At 65.7% G+C, this 18,245-nt stretch carries 18 protein-coding genes and 1 riboswitch; of the genes, 12 read left to right on the top strand and 6 right to left on the bottom strand.

From position 1 onward, the window contains the following. Positions 1–4: 4 nt before the first annotated feature. The gene (locus tag ACH49N_RS05210; protein WP_358270970.1) at positions 5–646 is read right to left on the bottom strand and encodes a TetR/AcrR family transcriptional regulator; all 642 of its coding nucleotides are present in this window, start codon (positions 644–646) and stop codon (positions 5–7) included. A gap of 147 nt (positions 647–793) precedes the next feature. Here ACH49N_RS05210 and ACH49N_RS05205 point away from each other — a divergent pair, with 147 nt between their 5' ends. From ACH49N_RS05205 to ACH49N_RS05185, 5 genes are all read left to right on the top strand, one after another. Beyond that, a complete protein-coding gene (locus tag ACH49N_RS05205; RefSeq protein ID WP_358270968.1) occupies positions 794–2,011 on the top strand; it encodes an acetyl-CoA C-acetyltransferase in 1,218 nt (405 codons plus the stop codon). A 20-nt stretch (positions 2,012–2,031) separates the two neighbouring features. Continuing rightward, the gene (locus ACH49N_RS05200; RefSeq protein ID WP_358270966.1) at positions 2,032–2,763 is read left to right on the top strand and encodes an SDR family NAD(P)-dependent oxidoreductase; all 732 of its coding nucleotides are present in this window, start codon (positions 2,032–2,034) and stop codon (positions 2,761–2,763) included. A gap of 31 nt (positions 2,764–2,794) precedes the next feature. Beyond that, the gene (locus ACH49N_RS05195) at positions 2,795–4,591 is read left to right on the top strand and encodes an acyl-CoA dehydrogenase (RefSeq protein ID WP_358270965.1); all 1,797 of its coding nucleotides are present in this window, start codon (positions 2,795–2,797) and stop codon (positions 4,589–4,591) included. Between the two features lie 15 nt (positions 4,592–4,606). After that, the gene (locus tag ACH49N_RS05190) at positions 4,607–5,368 is read left to right on the top strand and encodes a glucose 1-dehydrogenase (protein WP_358270964.1); all 762 of its coding nucleotides are present in this window, start codon (positions 4,607–4,609) and stop codon (positions 5,366–5,368) included. Between the two features lie 66 nt (positions 5,369–5,434). Next, the gene (locus ACH49N_RS05185; protein ID WP_358270963.1) at positions 5,435–5,893 is read left to right on the top strand and encodes a MaoC family dehydratase; all 459 of its coding nucleotides are present in this window, start codon (positions 5,435–5,437) and stop codon (positions 5,891–5,893) included. Positions 5,894–6,047: 154 nt separating this feature from the next. On the opposite strand, the gene ACH49N_RS05180 is transcribed toward ACH49N_RS05185, so the two are convergent. Further along, positions 6,048–6,830 (bottom strand): SDR family oxidoreductase, encoded by a 783-nt coding sequence (locus ACH49N_RS05180; protein WP_358270962.1) that lies wholly within the window; start codon positions 6,828–6,830, stop codon positions 6,048–6,050. A 162-nt stretch (positions 6,831–6,992) separates the two neighbouring features. Between ACH49N_RS05180 and ACH49N_RS05175 the strand changes: the two genes are divergently transcribed. Further along, positions 6,993–7,721: a VIT family protein gene (locus ACH49N_RS05175; RefSeq protein ID WP_250777204.1), complete on the top strand. Its 729-nt coding sequence runs from the start codon at positions 6,993–6,995 to the stop codon at positions 7,719–7,721. A 13-nt stretch (positions 7,722–7,734) separates the two neighbouring features. Here the strand turns inward: ACH49N_RS05175 and ACH49N_RS05170 are convergent, their stop codons facing one another. Beyond that, complete coding sequence (locus tag ACH49N_RS05170) at positions 7,735–8,616, bottom strand: universal stress protein (RefSeq protein ID WP_358270960.1); 882 nt, start codon at positions 8,614–8,616, stop codon at positions 7,735–7,737. 262 nt (positions 8,617–8,878) lie between these two features. Here ACH49N_RS05170 and ACH49N_RS05165 point away from each other — a divergent pair, with 262 nt between their 5' ends. Beyond that, entirely contained in the window at positions 8,879–9,487 is a 609-nt protein-coding gene (locus ACH49N_RS05165; RefSeq protein WP_358270959.1) for a transglycosylase family protein, read from the top strand. A 22-nt stretch (positions 9,488–9,509) separates the two neighbouring features. On the opposite strand, the gene ACH49N_RS05160 is transcribed toward ACH49N_RS05165, so the two are convergent. After that, the gene (locus ACH49N_RS05160) at positions 9,510–10,484 is read right to left on the bottom strand and encodes a pseudouridine synthase (protein ID WP_397504417.1); all 975 of its coding nucleotides are present in this window, start codon (positions 10,482–10,484) and stop codon (positions 9,510–9,512) included. A 134-nt stretch (positions 10,485–10,618) separates the two neighbouring features. On the opposite strand from ACH49N_RS05160, the gene ACH49N_RS05155 reads away from it, so the two are divergent. Both ACH49N_RS05155 and ACH49N_RS05150 read left to right on the top strand, forming a co-directional pair. Then, positions 10,619–12,601 (top strand): CocE/NonD family hydrolase, encoded by a 1,983-nt coding sequence (locus ACH49N_RS05155; protein ID WP_358270958.1) that lies wholly within the window; start codon positions 10,619–10,621, stop codon positions 12,599–12,601. Between the two features lie 40 nt (positions 12,602–12,641). After that, positions 12,642–13,520 carry an oxidoreductase gene (locus ACH49N_RS05150; RefSeq protein ID WP_358270957.1) on the top strand — a complete coding sequence of 293 codons (879 nt, stop codon included), beginning with the start codon at positions 12,642–12,644 and terminating at the stop codon, positions 13,518–13,520. A 19-nt stretch (positions 13,521–13,539) separates the two neighbouring features. Here ACH49N_RS05150 and ACH49N_RS05145 read toward each other — a convergent pair whose 3' ends face one another. Continuing rightward, a complete protein-coding gene (locus ACH49N_RS05145) occupies positions 13,540–13,962 on the bottom strand; it encodes an organic hydroperoxide resistance protein (protein ID WP_159919782.1) in 423 nt (140 codons plus the stop codon). A gap of 4 nt (positions 13,963–13,966) precedes the next feature. Continuing rightward, complete coding sequence (locus tag ACH49N_RS05140) at positions 13,967–14,425, bottom strand: MarR family transcriptional regulator (protein WP_358270955.1); 459 nt, start codon at positions 14,423–14,425, stop codon at positions 13,967–13,969. 82 nt (positions 14,426–14,507) lie between these two features. After that, positions 14,508–14,611: riboswitch (TPP riboswitch) on the top strand. 48 nt (positions 14,612–14,659) lie between these two features. Here ACH49N_RS05140 and ACH49N_RS05135 point away from each other — a divergent pair. From ACH49N_RS05135 to ACH49N_RS05125, 3 genes are all read left to right on the top strand, one after another. Beyond that, on the top strand, positions 14,660–15,424 hold the full coding sequence (locus ACH49N_RS05135; protein WP_358270954.1) for a 3-oxoacyl-ACP reductase: 765 nt from the start codon (positions 14,660–14,662) through the stop codon (positions 15,422–15,424). Continuing rightward, a complete protein-coding gene (locus ACH49N_RS05130) occupies positions 15,424–16,722 on the top strand; it encodes an LLM class flavin-dependent oxidoreductase (RefSeq protein ID WP_358270953.1) in 1,299 nt (432 codons plus the stop codon). The genes ACH49N_RS05135 and ACH49N_RS05130 overlap by 1 nt, the downstream gene beginning before the upstream one ends. 108 nt (positions 16,723–16,830) lie before the next feature. Continuing rightward, positions 16,831–18,234: an SLC13 family permease gene (locus tag ACH49N_RS05125; RefSeq protein WP_358270951.1), complete on the top strand. Its 1,404-nt coding sequence runs from the start codon at positions 16,831–16,833 to the stop codon at positions 18,232–18,234. Positions 18,235–18,245 lie beyond the last annotated feature (11 nt).

The following is an 18,245-nucleotide window of genomic DNA, read 5'->3' as shown; positions in this document are numbered from 1 at the left end:
CGCGTCAAGAAGGCTTGTCGAGGGGTTGGCGGTCGGCACACCCGACCATTCGGAGGGCAAGTTCGACGTAGCGAGCCGCGATAATGCGTGGGTCGGAGTAGGTATGAGAGGGGAACCACCTGCTGACATCGACGCCGAGGGACGTGATTGCCAGCGCGGCGGCCTCGATGTCGAAGGGGTGGAAGTCGCCTGCCGTTGTGCCGGCTTCGATGATCCGCTTGAACACCTTCGTGGTGGACCGGCGGATGTCCGCAATGATTGCGAAGTGCACAGGCGAGAGCGAACGTAATTCGTACTGCGCGACCCGGGCGCTCGCGCGGTTGTCGGCGTGCCAGATCACGTAGGCCGTCACGGTCGACGTCAGCCGGTCGGGCGCCGCGACATCGGGACTATCAGCGGCGGTGATGGCCGCCAGTACCGAATGGTGGCCCTCGAGGCTGATGGCGTAGAGAAGGGATTCCTTCGTCTTGTAGTGCGGGTATACGGCTCCTGGGCTCATGTCGAGGCTGGCGGCGATCTCCCGGGTAGTGGCGGCGCCGTACCCCTTGGCGGCGAACACCTCGATGGCCGCGGCGCGTATCCGCGCAGCGGCTTTCGAGGTACCCAGTTCGCTGACCGCTCCGGTCAGTGGTGGTGCGTCCGTCACACTGTTGCCTCTCGGTTGGCGGGGGTTGACAGGTCTCCTCCGACACCGCCAGTATATGCAAACGCATAGCAAATATGCGGTTGCATATTTTTGGCTAAATAGCTTCCCCATCACCGTCGCCAGACGACCCGCACCCAGGAGTTCCGCATGCCCGAGGCTGTAATCGTTTCCATCGCCCGTTCCCCGATCGGTCGCGCCATGAAGGGATCGCTCAAGGGCATGCGCCCGGACGACCTGGCCGCGCAGATGGTGCAGGCGGCACTGGACAAGGTGCCCGCCCTCGATCCCACCGACATCAACGACCTGATCCTGGGTTGCGGACTGCCCGGCGGTGAGCAGGGCTTCAACATGGGCCGCAACGTCGCCGTGCAGTTGGGCTACGACTTCATTCCCGGCACCACCATCACCCGCTACTGCTCCTCGTCGCTGCAGACCACCCGCATGGCGCTGCACGCGATCAAGGCCGGTGAGGGCGAGGTGTTCATCTCCGCCGGCGTCGAGACCGTGTCCCGGTTCACCGCGGGCAGCTCCGACTCGCTGCCCGACACCCAGAACCCGCTCTACGCCGACGCCCAGGCCCGCACCGAGAAGCTCGCCCAGGGCGGGCAGCGGTGGGTCGATCCCCGCGAGGAGGGCCTGGTCCCGGACACCTACATCGCGATGGGCCAGACCGCGGAGAACGTCGCCCAGATCACCGGCATCACCCGCGAGGAGCAGGACCGGTGGGCGGTGCGCTCGCAGAACCGGGCGGAGGCGGCCATCAACAGTGGTTTCTTCGAGCGGGAGATCACCCCGGTGACGCTGCCCGATGGCACCGTGGTGTCGAAGGACGACGGCCCCCGCGCCGGCACCACCTACGAGGCGGTCAGCCAGCTGAGACCGGTGTTCCGGCCGGACGGCACCGTCACCGCCGGCAACGCCTGCCCGCTCAACGACGGCGCCGCCGCCCTGGTGATCATGTCCGACACCAAGGCCAAGGAACTGGGGTTGACCCCGCTGGCCCGGATCGTGTCCACCGGGGTGTCCGGTTTGTCGGCGGAGATCATGGGGTTGGGTCCGATCGAGGCCACCAAGCGGGCCCTGGCCATCGCCGGGATGGGTATCTCCGATATCGACCTGTTCGAGATCAACGAGGCGTTCGCGGTGCAGGTCCTCGGGTCGGCGCGGGAACTCGGCATCGACGAGGACAAGCTGAACGTCTCCGGCGGTGCGATCGCCCTCGGTCACCCGTTCGGCATGACCGGTGCCCGGATCACCGCGACCCTGCTCAACAACCTGCAGTCCAGCGACAAGCAGTTCGGCGTCGAAACCATGTGCGTCGGCGGTGGCCAGGGCATGGCCATGGTCCTCGAACGCCTCAGCTGAGAAGAAGGACAGGAAACACGATGGGCAACATCACGTACGACTTCACCGGCAAATCGGTCATCGTCACCGGCGCCGCCCGCGGCATCGGCCAGGCCCTGGCCCGCCACTTCGCCGAGGCCAAGGCGAGAGTGTTCATGGTGGACTTCGACAAGGACGAACTCGACAAGGCCGCCCGCGAAATCGGCGCCATCGGCATCCCGGCCGACGTCAGCGACACCGGTGACGTCGAGAACGTTGTCTCTACCGTGATCGCCGAGACCGGGCGGGTGGACATTCTGATCAACAATGCCGGGATCCTGCGCGACAAGGTGCTGTGGAAGCTGACCGACGAGGACTGGGACCAGGTCCTGAATGTCCACGCGGGCGGCACGTTTCGGTTCACCCGCGCCTGTGTTCCGCATTTCCGGAGCCAGGAATTCGGGCGGGTCGTCAACATCACCTCCTACACCGGGCTGCACGGCAACCGCGGGCAGGCCAACTACGCCACCGCGAAGGCCGGGATCATCGGGTTCACCAAGACCGCCGCGAAAGAGCTCGCCGCTTTCGGGGTCACCGTGAATGCGATCTCCCCGAACGCTGCGACCCGGATGACCGCCTCCATTCCGAAGGAGAAGATCGCCGAGGTCACCGGTCCGATCTCGCGGTTCGCCGACCCCGCCGAGATGGCCGACGCCATCTGCTTCCTCGCGTCCGAGGAAGCAGGCTACGTCACCGGCGTCGTCCTCCCGGTCGACGGCGGCATCTCCATCTGAGCGAGCCCACCTTTGAACGGATCTGATTCTCATGACTGATGTACTTTCTCGCCGCGATCTCGATTTCCTGCTGTACGAGTGGCTCGACGTGGTCGCGCTGACCTCGCGTAAACGCTTCGCCGAACATTCGAAGGACACCTTCGACGCGGTGCTCGACCTCAGTGCGGACCTTGCGCACAAGCATTTCGCCACGCACAACAAGAAGGCCGACGCGCACGAGCCGACCATGCGTCCGGACGGCACCGTCGAGATGATTCCGGAGGTCAAGACGGCGCTCGACGCTTACGCGGCGTCGGGTTTGATCGCCGGGGCATTCGACGAGAGCGTCGGCGGGATGCAGCTGCCCACCACGGTGGCGCGGGCGGCGATGGCCTGGTTTCAGGGGGCTAACGCCAGCACTTCGTCCTATCCGTTCCTGACGATCGCCAACGCAAATCTGCTTGCCACGTACGGCACCGAGCAGCAGATCGACGACTACGTCCGTCCGATGCTCGAGGGCCGCTGGTTCGGCACCATGTGCCTGTCCGAGCCGCAGGCCGGATCCTCGCTGGCGGACATCACCACCCGGGCGGTACCGCAGGAAGACGGCAGCTACCGGGTCACCGGAACCAAGATGTGGATCTCCGGAGGCGACCACGAACTCACCGAGAACATTGTGCACCTGGTGCTGGCGAAGACACCGGGTGGCGGCCCGGGTGTCAAGGGCATCTCGCTGTTCATCGTCCCGAAAAACCTTCCCGGCGCCGACGGTGCCGCCGGCGAACGCAACGACGTCACCTTGGTGGGCCTCAACCACAAGATGGGCAACCGCGGCACCACCAACACCCTGCTCGCTTTCGGCGACGGCACCCACACCCCCGGTGGGAAATCGGGTGCTGTCGGTTTCCTGGTCGGCGAGGAACACCGCGGCCTGTCCTACATGTTCCACATGATGAACGAGGCCCGGATCGGTGTCGGGTTCCTCGCGATCGCCCTCGGCTACGTGGGATACCGCAAGTCGCTCGAATACGCGACGGTGCGGACCCAGGGCCGCCCTCTCGGAGCCAAGGATCCCTCCTCGCCGCCGGTGCCGATCATCGAACACGCCGATGTCCGCCGCATGCTGCTGGCCCAAAAGTCCTACGTCGAGGGCGCGCTCGCGCTCGGCCTCTACTGCTCGCGGTTGGTGGACGAACACGACACGGCCGACGATGCGGCCACCGGCGACGAGGCGACGTTGCTCCTCGACGTGTTGACTCCGATCGCGAAGAGCTGGCCATCGCAGTGGTGCCTCGAGGCGAACAGCCTCGCGATCCAGGTGCACGGCGGTTACGGCTACACCCGCGACTACGACGTCGAACAGTACTACCGCGACAACCGATTGAATCCGATCCACGAGGGCACGCACGGGATCCAGGGGCTGGATCTGCTGGGCCGCAAGGTCATCATGCAAGACGGTGCCGGGCTGCGGTTACTCGGATCGAAGATCGGCGCCACCGTCGCGCGGGCTCGGTCTCTCGGTGGCGACGCCACCGGTTACGCCGACGCCCTCGACACCGTCTGGAACCGCGTCGTCGACATCACCGCCGCCTTGTGGGCGGCCGGTGACGCGGCGGCCGCGCTGGCGAACTCGTCGGTCTATTTGGAAGCCTTCGGGCACACGGTCATCGCGTGGATGTGGCTCGAACAGCTCATCGCCACCGAGGGTAAGAGTGGTGACTTCTACGACGGAAAGCGCATGGCAGCCCGTTACTTCTACACCCACGAGCTACCCAAGGTCGGCCCGCAACTCGATCTGTTGGCCAGCGGAGATCGGACCACTCTCGACATGAACCCCAGCTGGTTCTGACCCAGGAGGCATCACATGAGTGTGCTCGACAAATTCCGTCTCGACGGCCGCACCGCCATTGTCACCGGCGCCTCGTCCGGCCTCGGTGTGGCCTTCGCTCAGGCCCTCGCCGAGGCCGGCGCGGACGTCGTCCTCGCGGCCCGGCGCGTCGACAAGCTAGACGACACAGCCGCACTTGTCCGTGCCACCGGCCGGCGGGCACTGCCCGTGGCCACCGACATCGCTGATCCGGATCAGTGCGCCGCTCTGGTCGACGCGGCAATGACCGAGTTCGGCCGCGTCGACGTTCTCGTCAACAACGCCGGCGTCGCCACCGCCCATCCCGCCACCCGCGAAACCCCCGACCAGTTCCGCTCGGTGCTAGACATCAACCTGTCCGGCTCGTACTGGACCGCCCAGGCGTGTGGGAAGGTCATGCAACCCGGCAGTTCCATCGTCAACATTTCCAGCGTCCTCGGGCTCACCACCGCCGGCCTGCCCCAGGCCGCCTACAGTGCCAGCAAGGCCGGCATCGTGGGTTTGACCCGGGATCTCGCCCAACAGTGGGGCCTCCGCAAGGGAATTCGCGTCAACGCGCTCGCCCCGGGCTTCTTTGCCTCCGAGATGACCGACCAATATCACGACGGCTACCTCGACAGCCTCGCGTCACGGATGGTGCTCGGGCGCACCGGCGATGCTGCCGAACTCGCCGCCACCCTTGTCTGGCTCGCCTCCGACGCCGCCGGGTACGTCACCGGACAGACTCTGGCGGTCGATGGCGGCATGACCATAACCTGACCGAACGGCGCGCTCCCGACATGCACACCACCCGCTGATCTCTTCACTCTCCGAGAGAAGGTAGCCATGCCCACCACAATCGACGACGTCGACGCCCTCCACGGCCTACTCGGACAGCAACTCGAAAGTAGCGACTGGTTCGACATCACCCAAGACCGGGTGAATACCTTCGCCGACGCCACCGACGACCACCAATGGATCCACGTGGATGTCGAGCGCGCCAATAGCGAAAGCGCCTATGGCGGGCCCATCGCCCACGGTTACCTCACGCTGTCGTTACTCAGTGCCATGTTCTCGCAGGTCCTGGAGGTTCGGCAAGCGTCGATGGCGGTCAATTACGGTCTGAACAAAGTCCGATTCCCCGCTCCGGTTCCGGTCGGGTCCAAGGTCCGACTGAGCGCGGAGCTGATTACCGTCGAAGACATCGCCGGCGGCATCCAGATCATCCTCCGAGCAACAGTGCACTGCAGCGCAGTGGACAAGCCAGTGTGTGTGGCCGAACCGGTATTCCGGTTCTATCGCTGAGTCGCTCGAGGCCCACAAACTCGAACCGACATACTCACGGCGAATATCGGGATACTGGTTGAGCTGCTGGGACTGTCAACGCTGGAATCTTTGGTGGATCCGAATCTGGCAAGGTACACCGGCCGCACGGTCTCCCATTACACATGGCGGCCTGTTACGCCGTGTATCCACCGTCGACGTCGAGTTTCTGTCCGGTGATGAACCCCGCACGGTCACTCGCCAGGAAACACACGGCCTCGGCGATGTCGGTGGCCGTGCCGAAACGGCGCAGCGGGATGCGGCTCATGGCCACGTCGAGTGCGCGCTGGTCGAGATCGGCTGAAGAGATGAGGCGCTGCGCCATTCCGTCGGTGAGCATGCCAGGGCCGACGGAGTTGAAGCGGACCCCGAAGCGGCCCTCCTCGGCCGCGAACCCCTTGACCAGTTGCTCGACAGCACCTTTGGTGCCTGCCGAGAGGCCGTCGCGTACGGGGTAGCGGCTGGTGGCGGCGGTCGTGACCGCGACCACGGAACCTGCGGATTTCCGCAGTGCCGGGAGGGCGGCGCGGACGACGGTGAAAAACGCGACAGCCTCCTGTTCGAGATGGACGGCGTAATCCTTCGGCGTGATCTGCGAGAGGTGGACCATCGGAATGTGCGGTCCCGCTGCGTGAATCAGGATGTCGAGCCCGCCGAAGTGCTCAACCGTCTGCCGAACGACCTCGGCGACGCGAAGTTCGTCGACGAGATCAGTGGAGAAGGCGGCGCAGGTGACACCGGTCTGCTCGAGTTCGGTCACCAGGTCGGCCGCGACATCGGCGTGGGATCGGTAGGTGATGGCCACGTGGTGCCCGAGGTCCGCGAGTTGCCGCGCCACGGCGGAACCGATGCCGCCCGTGCCGCCGGTGACCAGAGCGGACAGTCGCCGCGGGGGAGCGCTGTTGCCGGGTGCCGCCATAGGGACTCCAATGATCGGGGACGAGCCACAACAACCTAGCAACTGCTTGCGCGCTGGGAACCGATCGACAGCGCTGCGAACCGAGCGACAGCGCTGCGAACCGAGCGACAGCGCAGCCTTGCCTCGCTATCGGGCAACACCATGCGGGCCTAGCCTGAACCCATGTCCGCAGAACGCGCTGAGTCCTCGCATGCCGCCGTGGAACCGCACGGCCCCACCCTGGCCGGTCGCCTCAACTGGTTGCGTGCCGGGGTTCTCGGAGCGAACGACGGCATCGTGTCCACCGCCGGTCTGGTGGTCGGTGTCGCGGCGGCCACCACCGAGCGATCGGCGATCTTCACCGCAGGTTTCGCCGGTCTGGCGGCCGGCGCCGTGTCCATGGCTCTCGGCGAGTACGTGTCGGTGAGCACGCAGCGCGACACGGAACGGGCGTTGCTGTCGAAGGAACAACAGGAACTTTCCGAAACCCCGACTGCCGAATTCGAAGAGCTCGTGGCGATTTACGAGCGAAAAGGGTTGCGCGAGGACACTGCCCGCACGGTGGCCCGCGAACTCACCGAACACGATGCCTTTGCCGCGCACGTCGACGCCGAGTTGGGTCTCGATCCGGACGAACTGACCAATCCGTGGCAGGCGGCCGGGTCTTCGGCGCTGTCCTTCACTCTCGGTGCTGCCATTCCCTTACTGGCGATTCTTCTCACGCCGGTGCACCTTCGCGTCCCTGTGACTTTTCTGGCCGTACTGTTCGCACTGGCCCTGACCGGGTCGGTGAGTGCCACTCTCGGCGGCGCTCGGCGGACCCGCGCCGTCCTGCGGGTGGCGCTCGGCGGCGCACTCGCCATGGGGGTGACCTATGGCATCGGTCAGTGGGTGGGGACCGGCATCACGTAGCGCCGGAGGAGTCTCAGCTTCGACAGATCATGACTGGAGTGGTGGCGTGGTGGAGCAGGTTCTGGCTCGTCGATCCCATCAGCGCGCCGAGCAGCGGTCCACGGCCATGGCTGCCCACGACGATCAACTGGGCGTCGGCGGCGTGCTGGAGAATGACGTCCGCGGCGGCGCCCTGCTGAGCCACCTTCGTGACGGCGACGTCCGGGTATCGCTCCGCCTCGCCGGCCAAGCCCTCCGACAGGACGGCGGCTTCCTCCTGTTTCACGGCCTCCCAGTCGACGAGCATGCCGGTGCCGCCCGCTCCGAATGTCGGCGAGCCCTGCCAGGTGTGGACCGCAACCAGGGGCGCGCCGAAGAAGGAGGCGAACTCGAATGCGTGCGACACCGCGTCGCGACTGAGTTCGCTTCCGTCGACTCCGACCACGACGGGACGACCGTCCGGCGCACTCGCCTCGCCGCGCAGCACGACGACCGGGCACTCCGCACGGTTGGCCACGTGCAGCGCGGTCGATCCGAGAAGGACCGACCGGAACGCCCCTGCTCCGGTCGAACCCAGCACGATGAGCCGGGCCCAGTCGGCGGCTTCGAGCAGCGCCGTGCCCGCCGGTCCGGGACTGATCGTCGTCTCGATCGTGAGATCCGGGTATTGCTGTCCCAGTAGCTTCTTCGCGGTGTCGACGATGGCCTCGCCGTCCTCTCTCAATTGGCTGAGAAACTGCGATTCCAGCATGATCGACGCCGGGCTGTACAGCGGGCCGTCCTGCGGCAGCGCGTGGACGAGTGACAGTGTGGCGCGCCATTTCGCTGCTACTGCGGCGCCCCACGTGGCGGCGGCCGTGGACGCGTCGGATCCGTCGAGGCCGACGACGACGGAATGGCTTGAAGAGGTGCTCACGTCTGGTTCCCTTCGTCGGGCTGTACTCGTCCGGTGTCCACAGTGCCTTATGCGCGTACTTTGCGGACCCACCTCCGGCATGTAACGGACTCGTCACGACACGGCCACGGATCGGCGTCGAAAATCCGGAATTCCGAAGATTCACCTGTCACAACACAATAGTCGTACACCTGTACTTTACTTCTGCCTCAGAGGTATCGGGAGGAGGTCACGAAGGGGAGAAGCCGACCATGTCCGCGAGCGCGGAGAGGAAGGACTCAGCATGACCACATGCCACATCGAGAGGCGCACCCTGGGGTGGATTGCCACGATCGGCGCAGCCGTGACGGTTCCACTGGGCCTGAGCGCCGGTGTTGCGTCTGCCGCACCGCACAACTGGGACGCCGTCGCCGAATGCGAAAGCGGCGGCGACTGGACGATCGATACCGGAAACGGTTACTACGGGGGCCTGCAATTTCTGCCCGAGACCTGGAAATCCCATGGCGGAAAGGGAGACCCGTCGGAAGCGAGTCGAGCGGAACAGATCCGTATCGCCGAAAAGGTGCTCCAGAGCCAGGGGGTCGGCGCGTGGCCGGACTGCGGCCAGTACCTGACAGACCCCGTCGAGGTGCCGGAAACGAACGAGCCGCCGGAAACGCCGGATGTGGGCGAGGTGCCGGAAGTGGCTCCGACGCCCCCTGTGCCCGAAGTGGCTCCGTCGTCGCCCGTGCCCGAAGTGGCTCCGTCGTCGCCCGGGGATCTCACTCCGGCCGAGAAAGCGGCCGCGGTGAAGGCGGCTGCCCAGGAGGCTCTGGACAGTGCCCGCCGCCTCGCCGAGCAGAACGGCTCCGGTCAGGTTCTGGAGCAGAGGGTGGCGGCCTCGCAGGAGTAGTTCGACGTCCCTTCGCTGAGTGTCAGTGCGCCGGAGGTGTGGACGTCGGCCATGTCAGGGTCCGCTCACTGACGAACCGGCGGCGTGCACCCGACAAGGGATCGGTGAATTCCACCGAGCGTGCGAGTAGGCGCAACGGAGTCGAATAGTCGTTCCCGGCAACGTCATAGAAGTCGGGGTAGAAATTGTCACCGAAAATCGGGATGCCGAGTGAGCTCATGTGCAACCGCAGCTGGTGCGTCTTGCCGGTGTGCGGGAGCAGTCGATAGCGCGCGGCGCTACCGCGGATTTCGAGCAGTTCGATGCGACTCTCGCTGTTCGCGGGCCCCTCCGTCTCGAAAGCCTTCAAGACGCCGCGTTGCTTGACGATGCGGCTGCGGACCGTTGCCGGAAGGGTCAACTCGGGGTCGTAGCGGGCAAGCGCCTCGTACTCCTTGCGCACTTCCCGTCGATCGAACAGCGACTGGTAGTCCCGCCGGACTTCGCGTCGCACGGTGAAAATGAGAACTCCTGCGGTGAGACGATCCAGCCGGTGCACGGGCGTCAGGTCGGGAAGTCCGAGACTCCTGCGCAACCGTACGAGTGCGGACTCGACGATGTACGCGCCCCGTGGTGTGCTGGCGAGAAAATGGGGCTTGTCGACGACGAGCAGATTCTCGTCGCGATGCAGGATCTCGACCTCGAACGGCACCCGCGATTCCACCGGAGGATCCCGGTAGAGGTAGACGTCTCTCCGCGGGACGAACGCCGTCGACTCGGTGACGGGGTGCCCCCGCTCGTCGACCACCTCCCGCGCGGCCACCTTCTCGCGGAGCCGTGTTTCGTCGTGGGGAAAGCGGCCGACGAGGTACTCGAGGACGGTGGGCCACGGTCCGTCGTCGGGCGTCCTCAGCCGCGTCGGGTTGAGGCCGTCACGAACGGGAAGCGGGGCGTCGGGCACACCGTCGACGGTAATGCAGCTTGTCTGTAACTCGGCGTTGACCTGGCGCGAACCCATGGTTACTATCCGGTAAGTTTGTGACGCGGGCCACCCTGGCCGCTGAGGCGCGTCATCGGAAAGTTCACGGGGGTTCTTAGGTGATCGTGCGTCGCTGGGCGTTTCGACCAGGTGTATTGGCAGTCGCGGTAGCAATGTCCATAGGGCTCGCTGTCGCGCCCACGGCGTCCGCTGACCCGACCGGAGGACCCGCAGCCGCACAGTGGCTGGCTGCCGTCGATACACCGCCGGCCTACCCGGTCGTCGCCATCGACTGGGACGTGCCCATCACGATGAGCGACGGGACGGTGCTGAAGGCGAACGTCTACCGGCCCGCCGACGCGGCAGGCATTCCGGTCCACACGAAGACGCCCTCGGTGCTCAGTGTCACGCCTTATACCAAGTTGATCGGCAACGTCGTCGACTCCGTGCTCGCGGTCCCGGGGCTCGAAGACACCGTTGTCGACCTGGTGAATTCCTACAACCTCGCCGGGACGCCGTTCGACGGCATCACCGAGGCCGCGAAGGTTCTGTCAGGCGGCGGCATGCGTGTTTTCGGTGTCAACCGCGACCTCGTGCAGAACGGGTACACGCAGGTGGTCGTGGATGCGCGGGGCACCGGCTTCTCGCAAGGCGAATGGCAGGCACTCGGCCCGGTCGAGCAGCGCGATTCCGTCGAGGTGATCGATTGGATCAGCAAGCAGAGCTGGTCTGACGGCAGAGTCGGGATGGGCGGCGTGTCCTATTCGGGCATCAACTCCCTGCAGGCCGCGGGTCATCAGCCGCCTGCCCTGAAGGCGATCTTCCCCACTGAACCCGGAAACGATCTGCTCCGCGACATCGTCGGGACCGGCGCCGGACTGGGTGTCGGTTTCATGCCCCTCTGGCTCTCGCTGGTGAATGGTCTCAAGTTCGTTCCGGACGTGCAGGCGCTCGCGCAGGGCCGCTTCGACCAGACCTGGCTTCAGGATCGGCTTCGTGATCCCCTGACGCTGTTCCCGGCTCTCCTCGAGGCCATGACAGCGCCCACCGTGAACGACCTGGATCCCGGCACGCTGCGGGTAGCGCAGGATGGGGAGTTCTACGAGGAGCGCAAAGCCCGGGTGGACAACATCGAGGTGCCGACGATGCTCTACGGCGCGTGGCACGACATCTTCGCCAACAGCGAGCCCCGGGTCTACAACGACATCCCCCTGCCGGCGGGCGAGAAGCAGCTGATCATGAGCGACGCCTACCACATCAACTTCGGCGGTGGGTTCGGTGAGCCGGGCGCCCCGCCGCGCCTCGACGTTCTCGAACGCGCTTGGTACGACAAGTGGTTGAAAGGTGTCGACAACGGAATCGACGGCTACGGCCCGGTCACGCTGTATCAGCAGGGCAACGGATGGACCACTACCGATTCGTTCCCCCGGGCCGGCGTCGACTACCAGCGGATGTATCTGTCGAACGCGCCGAGCGGCACGGCGGGGCATGCTGCGCACGACGGCAGCCTCGTCGCGGCGCAGCCCGCCGATTCCGCGAATCTCACGGTGGCGCCGGGCCTACGGGCGCTGTGCTCGCGTGACGGCGCCCAGGGGACGGCCGGGGCGGCCGTGATCTTCGGATCTGCCTGCACCAAGGACTCCCGTTTCAACGAGGCCGAAGGCCTCACATTCACCAGCGCTCCCGTCACCCGGCCCACCGAGTTGTCGGGGCCCGTCAACCTGCATCTCGAGACGGTGCTCGACGCCACCGACGGTTTCTGGGCGGTCACACTCAACGACGTCGCCCCCGACGGTACGTCGACGACCTTGACCAATGGGGCGCTCACTGCGTCGATGCGTGCGGTGGACGATGCGCAGAGCACGAAGTCTCCCAACGGCGACTACACCGAACCGCATCACTACCTGACGGTGGCGGCGCGCCAGCCCCTCGTTCCCGGGGAGGTCACACCCGTGGACATCAACTTCGTGCCCACCGACGCCGTCCTGGCGCCCGGACACCGGTTGCGTGTCGACGTGTACGCGAGCAGCTTTCCGCGTTATCTGCCGCTCGGACCGATGCTCGCGGACAGCCAGTTGAAGCCGCAGCATGTCCGGTTGTCGCCGGACAGACCGAGTTTCGTCAACCTCCCGCTGGTCGGAGCAACGGCGTGGTGACGGGTGTTGGCCGCGTCCCGACTTCCGTAGGGTTGCTCTCATGACCAAGTGGACAGCAGCGGACATCGCGGATCAGCAGGGCCGGACGTTCGTCGTCACGGGCGCCAACAGTGGATTGGGGGAGGTGGCTGCGCGCGCACTCGCCAAGGCGGGCGCCCACGTCGTCCTCGCCTGCCGCGACACCACGAAAGGCGACGCGGTCGGGCGCACCATCGGTGACAACGCCGAGGTCCGCCGACTCGACCTCGCCGATCTGGCATCGGTGCGGGACTTCGCCGCGGGCATCGATTCGGTCGACGTGCTGGTGAACAACGCCGGAGTGATGGCGGTTCCCCGGCGTAAAACTGTCGACGGTTTCGAAATGCAGATCGGCACAAACCATCTCGGCCACTTCGCGCTCACCGGCCTGCTCCTCGCCAAGATCACCGACCGAATTGTCACGATGTCGAGCACCGCACACAAGATGGGATCCGTGGACCTCGACGATCTCAACTGGGAAAACCGCAAGTACAACCGGTGGAGCGCGTACGGACAGTCGAAACTCGCGAATCTTCTGTTCACCTACGAGCTACAGCGCAGACTCGCGGCGGCGGGGTCGTCGGTCAAGGCTGTGGCCGCGCATCCCGGTTACGCATCGACCAATCTGCAGGCCCACACCGAGTCGGTACAGGACAAGCTGATGGCCGTCGGTAACCGAATCTTCGCGCAGTCAGCGGAGATGGGTGCGCTGCCCATGCTGTACGCGGCCGCCGCTCCCGATGTGGCGGGCGGTAGTTACCTCGGGCCGGACGGGCTGTTCGAGCAGCGTGGTCACCCGAAGGTGGTCGGTTCCAATAGCAAGTCGCGGGACGAGAAGACCGCGGGTGCCTTGTGGTCGCTGTCCGAGAACCTGACGGGCGTCGAATACACGTTCGCGTGACCGACGCCCGCCGGTAGGTTCAGTCCTCGGTGACGTCGAGGGTGACCTCGACGTTTCCCCGAGTTGCGTTGGAATACGGGCAGACCTGGTGCGCCTTCTCGGTCAATTCGAGGGCCTCGTCCCGCGAGAGGTGGGGGAGTGACACCTCGAGGGTCACGGCGAGACCGAAACCGCCGCCGTTCGCCGAGCCGATTCCGACGCGCGCACCGACCGCCGAGTCGGTGACATCGGCCTTGGCCTGGCGGGCGACCATCTGCAGTGCCGAGTGGAAGCACGCGGCGTAGCCGGCGGCGAACAACTGCTCCGGGTTCGTGCCGTTGCCCGAACCGCCCATCTCGACGGGGATGGCAAGGTCGAGATCGAGTCGGCCGTCCGAGGTGCGGGCGTGGCCGTTGCGGCCTTCTCCGGTGGCGAGGGCTTCGGCGGTGTAGAGAATCTGCACGGGATTACTTCCTTTTCGGGGGATCGGTTGCGGTGTACTGGTGTAGCGATTCGGTGAGACGACTCAAGGTGTCCCGCAGGGCGACGAGCTCGTCGACGTCCATACCCGTGGAGCCGGCCAGTGCGGCCGGAATGCCCAGAGCGGAATGCCGTAGTTGGGTCCCGGCCTCGGTGAGGTGGATACCGACCCGCCGCTCGTCGGCCGAGTCGCGACGACGCTCGACCAACCCGAGTGATTCGAGTCTTTTGAGTAGCGGTGACAGGGTGCCGGTATCGAGATCCAGGGCGTCGCAGATGTCGCGCACGCCGCGGCCGTCCCGCTCCCACAGCACCAGCAGAACCAGGTACTGCGGGTACGTCACGCCCAATTTCTCGAGCAGCGACCGGTAGGTGGCCGTCATGGCCCGCGATGCCGAGTAGAGGGCAAAGCACAACTGGCGGTCGAGGGTGAGAGGGTCGGTCACCCCAGAATGGTTGCACACAACTTAATTGTGCGCAACAAAGACGGGTGCGGCTTTCTCTTTTCGCGACTGCGCTTAGACTGTCGCCAGTGACACGGGGTGCTGCCCGGCGAGAGCTGGGCGGCTGAGAACACACCCGTCGAACCTGAACTAGGTAGTGCTAGCGAAGGGATGTCGCGCCGACCGCTGATGCGTGCGGTCGTCCGGCGTTCCTCGCGGCCGGACGAAAGGTGCGCAATGCAGATCGACAAGCAGATCGTTCTCGTGACCGGGGGTGGGCGCGGCCTCGGTTCCGCCATCGTGCGCTCGTTCGCCGAGCAGGGCGCACGGGTGGTGGTGAACTACCGTCGTAGCCGAGACGCGGCCGAGGACCTCGCGGCGGAGGCGGGCGCCGGGCATGCCATCGCGCTTCAGGCCGATGTCACGGACCGCGAACAGGTCGACGCCCTGTTCGGCGCGGCGGCAGACCACTTCGGCTCACCGGTCACCACCGTGATCAACAACGCCCTCGCCGATTTCTCCTTCAACGGCGACGCCCGCGACAAGGCCGACGCCATCTCGTGGGACGCCTTCGTCGCGCAGCTGCAAGGGAGTGTCAAGGCGACTCTGAACACCACGCAAGCCGCACTACCGGGCATGCGCTCAATCGGCTTCGGCCGCATCGTCACCATCGGAACCAACTTGTTCCAGAACCCCGTGGTTCCCTACCACGATTACACGGCGGCCAAGGCTGCAGCACTGTCACTGACCCGCACGCTCGCCGCCGATCTCGGTCCCGACGGCATCACGGTGAACATGGTGTCGGGCGGGCTGCTGCGCACCACGGACGCGAGCGCCGCCACTCCGGACGAGGTGTTCGACCTCATCGCGGCGAGTACGCCCCTGCAACGCGTCACCACTCCGGAAGAATTCGCCGACGCGGTGCTGTTCTTCGCCTCTCCGTGGTCGCGTTCGGTGACCGGCCAGAATCTCGTCGTCGACGGGGGATTGGTCAAAGACTGATGGCAGCACGTAAGCAACTGCACCTCAACGCATTTCTTTTCGCCTGCGGACACCACGGCGCCGCCTGGCGGCACCCGGCGTCGCAGGTGGAACGGCTCACCGACATCGCCTATTACGAAGAGTTGGCGCAGACCGCAGAACGTGGCTGCTTCGACGCCGTCTTCTTCGCCGACGGACACTCGGTGCGAGACCCCGCCGCCGGCGGACTGTGGTTTCTCGAACCGCTGACGGCGTTGTCGGCGATGGCCCGGGCGACGGAGCGAATCGGGCTGGTCACCACCGTGTCCAGCACCTTCTACACGCCCTTCCACGCCGCCCGGATGCTTGCATCGCTCGACCACATCAGTGGCGGCCGGGCCGGGTGGAACGTCGTGACCTCCATGTTCGACGCGGAGGCCCGTAACCATGGACTCGAGGAAATGCCGCCGCACGACGAGCGGTACTCGCGCGCCGCCGAGTTCGTCGACGTGGCACTCGCGCTCTGGGATTCGTGGGATGCCGACGCGTTGGCACCCGACCGGGGCGGGATGTTCGCCGACCCGGCGAAGGTCGCCCCGATTCATCACCGCGGCAAGCATTTTCTGGTGGACGGCCCGCTGAACGTGCCGCGGTCGCCGCAGGGGCGTCCCGTCCTCTTCCAGGCCGGTGCCTCCGAGCAGGGTCGGGACCTGGCGGCCCGCTGCGCCGAGGGGATCTATGCCGTGGCCTACGACCTCGAATCCGCGCAGAGTTACTATCGAGACGTCAAGCGGCGCATCCGTACTGCGGGCCGCGACGCCGACGCCGTGACCGTGATGCCGGGTCTCGTCACCTACGTCGGATCGACCACAGAAGAGGCACGCAGGAAGAAGGCCGAACTCGACGCCCTGCTGCCGGTCGAACAGTCGATCGCGCAACTGTCCCTGTTCACGCATCAGGATTGCAGTGAGTGGGAACTGGACGCGCCCGTCCCCGATCTGCCGCCACTCTCCGAGTTCACCGGACCGCAGGGCCGCTACGACACCATCCTGCGCATCATCGAGAAGGATCGGCCCACGGTCCGCGCGTTGCTGGGAACACTGGCCGCCGGTGGTGGGCACTGCACGATGATAGGGACGCCGGAGTCGATCGCCGACGACATCGAACGGTGGTTTCACGGAGGTGGCGCCGACGGCTTCAATCTGATGCCGCCGATCTATCCGGACGCTCTCACCGACTTCGTCGACGAGGTCGTTCCCGTACTGCAGAAGCGTGGACTGTTCCGGACCGAGTACGAGACGGCGACGTTGAGGGAACATCTGTCTTCGCCACCACAATGAACACAACCTTCTCTACGTCCGTAACAGTGACTGTGAGCGCCCGCTCGATCAACACTTGCTGTTGTCGCGATCACAGTGCGACTTTTCAGGTGCGGACGAGGAGTGGCAATGCTGGTAGCACTCGGCTTTCTGATGGTGGCCGTGTTCATGTTCTTGATCATGTCCAAACGGGCCACCCCAGTGGTCGGGCTGATTGCCGTCCCGGTCGCGTTCGGTATCGCGGCCGGGGCCGGTCTGGGTATCGGCGACATGATCACCGACGGGATCAAAGCGCTGGCGCCCACTGCGGCACTGCTGTTCTTCGCGATCATCTTCTTCGGGATCATGATCGACGTCGGGCTCTTCGACCCACTGGTGAAGGTGATTCTCAAGCTCGTCCGCAACGATCCCATGCGGCTCGTCGTCGGCACGGCAGTCCTGGCCATGGTGGTGTCGCTGGACGGTGACGGGTCGACGACCTTCATCATCGTCACCTCGGCACTGCTCCCGCTCTACCTGAAATTGAAGGTGAGCCCCGTCGTCCTCACCGTCGTCGCCGGGCTTTCGAACGGTGCGATGAACATCATCCCGTGGGGTGGGCCGACCGTCCGAGCTGCTGCGGCCCTCGGGATCTCCCCGTCCGACGTCTTCGTGCCGATGATTCCTTCGCTCGTTGCCGGACTGGTCATCGTGCTGCTCTTCGCCGTGCAGCTCGGCTACTCCGAACGGCGACGCATCGGCACCCTGGTTCTCACATCCGAGCGTCTTCTCGTCGGCGCGGGATCCGGTCGGACTCGGCTTGGTTCCGGCGGCGCAGACGGTGGCAGCGGCAACGCAACCGGCGGTTCCAGAGATTCCGGGTCGGACGACGGGCTCGACGGCTTCGTCGACGGACTGGACCCCGAGCGGCCGACGCTGCGACCGAAGCTGTTGTGGTTCAACGCTGCTCTGAGCGTGGGTCTGCTTGCCGTGCTCGTGATGGACGTCCTGCCCATCCCGGTGCTCTTCATGGTGGCGGCATCGATCGCCTTGATGGCGAACTTCCCGCGCGTCAAGGAGCAGCAGGAAGCCATCACCCGGCACTCGTCGAGCATCGTCTCGGTGGTGGCGATGGTGTTCGCCGCAGCCGTGCTCACGGGAGTCTTCCAGGGCACGGGCATGGTCGAGGCAATGGCGCAGTGGTTGCTCGAGATCATCCCGGCATCGCTCGGACCGCACCTCGCCGTCATTACGGGTGTCCTGAGCTTGCCCTTCACGTTCTTCATGAGCAACGACGCCTTCTACTTCGGTGTGATGCCCGTGCTCGCCGAAACCGCGTCCACCTACGGCATCGAGCCCGTCGAGATGGCCCGCGCTTCGATCACCGGACAGACCTTCCACATGCAGAGCCCGTTGGTCCCGGCCATCCTGCTGCTCGTCACACTGGCAGGCGTGTCCCTGGCCGACCACCACAAGAAGGTGCTGTGGCGGGCCGCGCTGGTGTCGCTGACCATGCTGGTGGTCGGTGTTCTCGCCGGTCAGATCCCGATGTAGTCCTCGCGGCG

Origin of the sequence: Rhodococcus sp. NPDC019647, from assembly GCF_044389235.1 — a bacterium.
In the GTDB taxonomy this organism is placed as follows: domain Bacteria; phylum Actinomycetota; class Actinomycetes; order Mycobacteriales; family Mycobacteriaceae; genus Rhodococcus_F; species Rhodococcus_F oxybenzonivorans.
This window is presented reverse-complemented; position numbering and strand designations above follow the sequence as displayed.

What these genes read in the sequence shown, in the direction of transcription:
- ACH49N_RS05205 (WP_358270968.1), top strand. Translation starts at nt 794, where the DNA reads ATGCCCGAGGCTGTAATCGTTTCCATCGCCCGTTCCCCGATCGGTCGC.
- ACH49N_RS05200 (WP_358270966.1), top strand. Translation starts at nt 2,032, where the DNA reads ATGGGCAACATCACGTACGACTTCACCGGCAAATCGGTCATCGTCACC.
- ACH49N_RS05195 (WP_358270965.1), top strand. Translation starts at nt 2,795, where the DNA reads ATGACTGATGTACTTTCTCGCCGCGATCTCGATTTCCTGCTGTACGAG.
- ACH49N_RS05190 (WP_358270964.1), top strand. Translation starts at nt 4,607, where the DNA reads ATGAGTGTGCTCGACAAATTCCGTCTCGACGGCCGCACCGCCATTGTC.
- ACH49N_RS05185 (WP_358270963.1), top strand. Translation starts at nt 5,435, where the DNA reads ATGCCCACCACAATCGACGACGTCGACGCCCTCCACGGCCTACTCGGA.
- ACH49N_RS05180 (WP_358270962.1), bottom strand. Translation starts at nt 6,830, where the DNA reads ATGGCGGCACCCGGCAACAGCGCTCCCCCGCGGCGACTGTCCGCTCTG.
- ACH49N_RS05175 (WP_250777204.1), top strand. Translation starts at nt 6,993, where the DNA reads ATGTCCGCAGAACGCGCTGAGTCCTCGCATGCCGCCGTGGAACCGCAC.
- ACH49N_RS05165 (WP_358270959.1), top strand. Translation starts at nt 8,879, where the DNA reads ATGACCACATGCCACATCGAGAGGCGCACCCTGGGGTGGATTGCCACG.
- ACH49N_RS05160 (WP_397504417.1), bottom strand. Translation starts at nt 10,484, where the DNA reads ATGGGTTCGCGCCAGGTCAACGCCGAGTTACAGACAAGCTGCATTACC.
- ACH49N_RS05155 (WP_358270958.1), top strand. Translation starts at nt 10,619, where the DNA reads ATGTCCATAGGGCTCGCTGTCGCGCCCACGGCGTCCGCTGACCCGACC.
- ACH49N_RS05150 (WP_358270957.1), top strand. Translation starts at nt 12,642, where the DNA reads ATGACCAAGTGGACAGCAGCGGACATCGCGGATCAGCAGGGCCGGACG.
- ACH49N_RS05135 (WP_358270954.1), top strand. Translation starts at nt 14,660, where the DNA reads ATGCAGATCGACAAGCAGATCGTTCTCGTGACCGGGGGTGGGCGCGGC.
- ACH49N_RS05130 (WP_358270953.1), top strand. Translation starts at nt 15,424, where the DNA reads ATGGCAGCACGTAAGCAACTGCACCTCAACGCATTTCTTTTCGCCTGC.
- ACH49N_RS05125 (WP_358270951.1), top strand. Translation starts at nt 16,831, where the DNA reads ATGCTGGTAGCACTCGGCTTTCTGATGGTGGCCGTGTTCATGTTCTTG.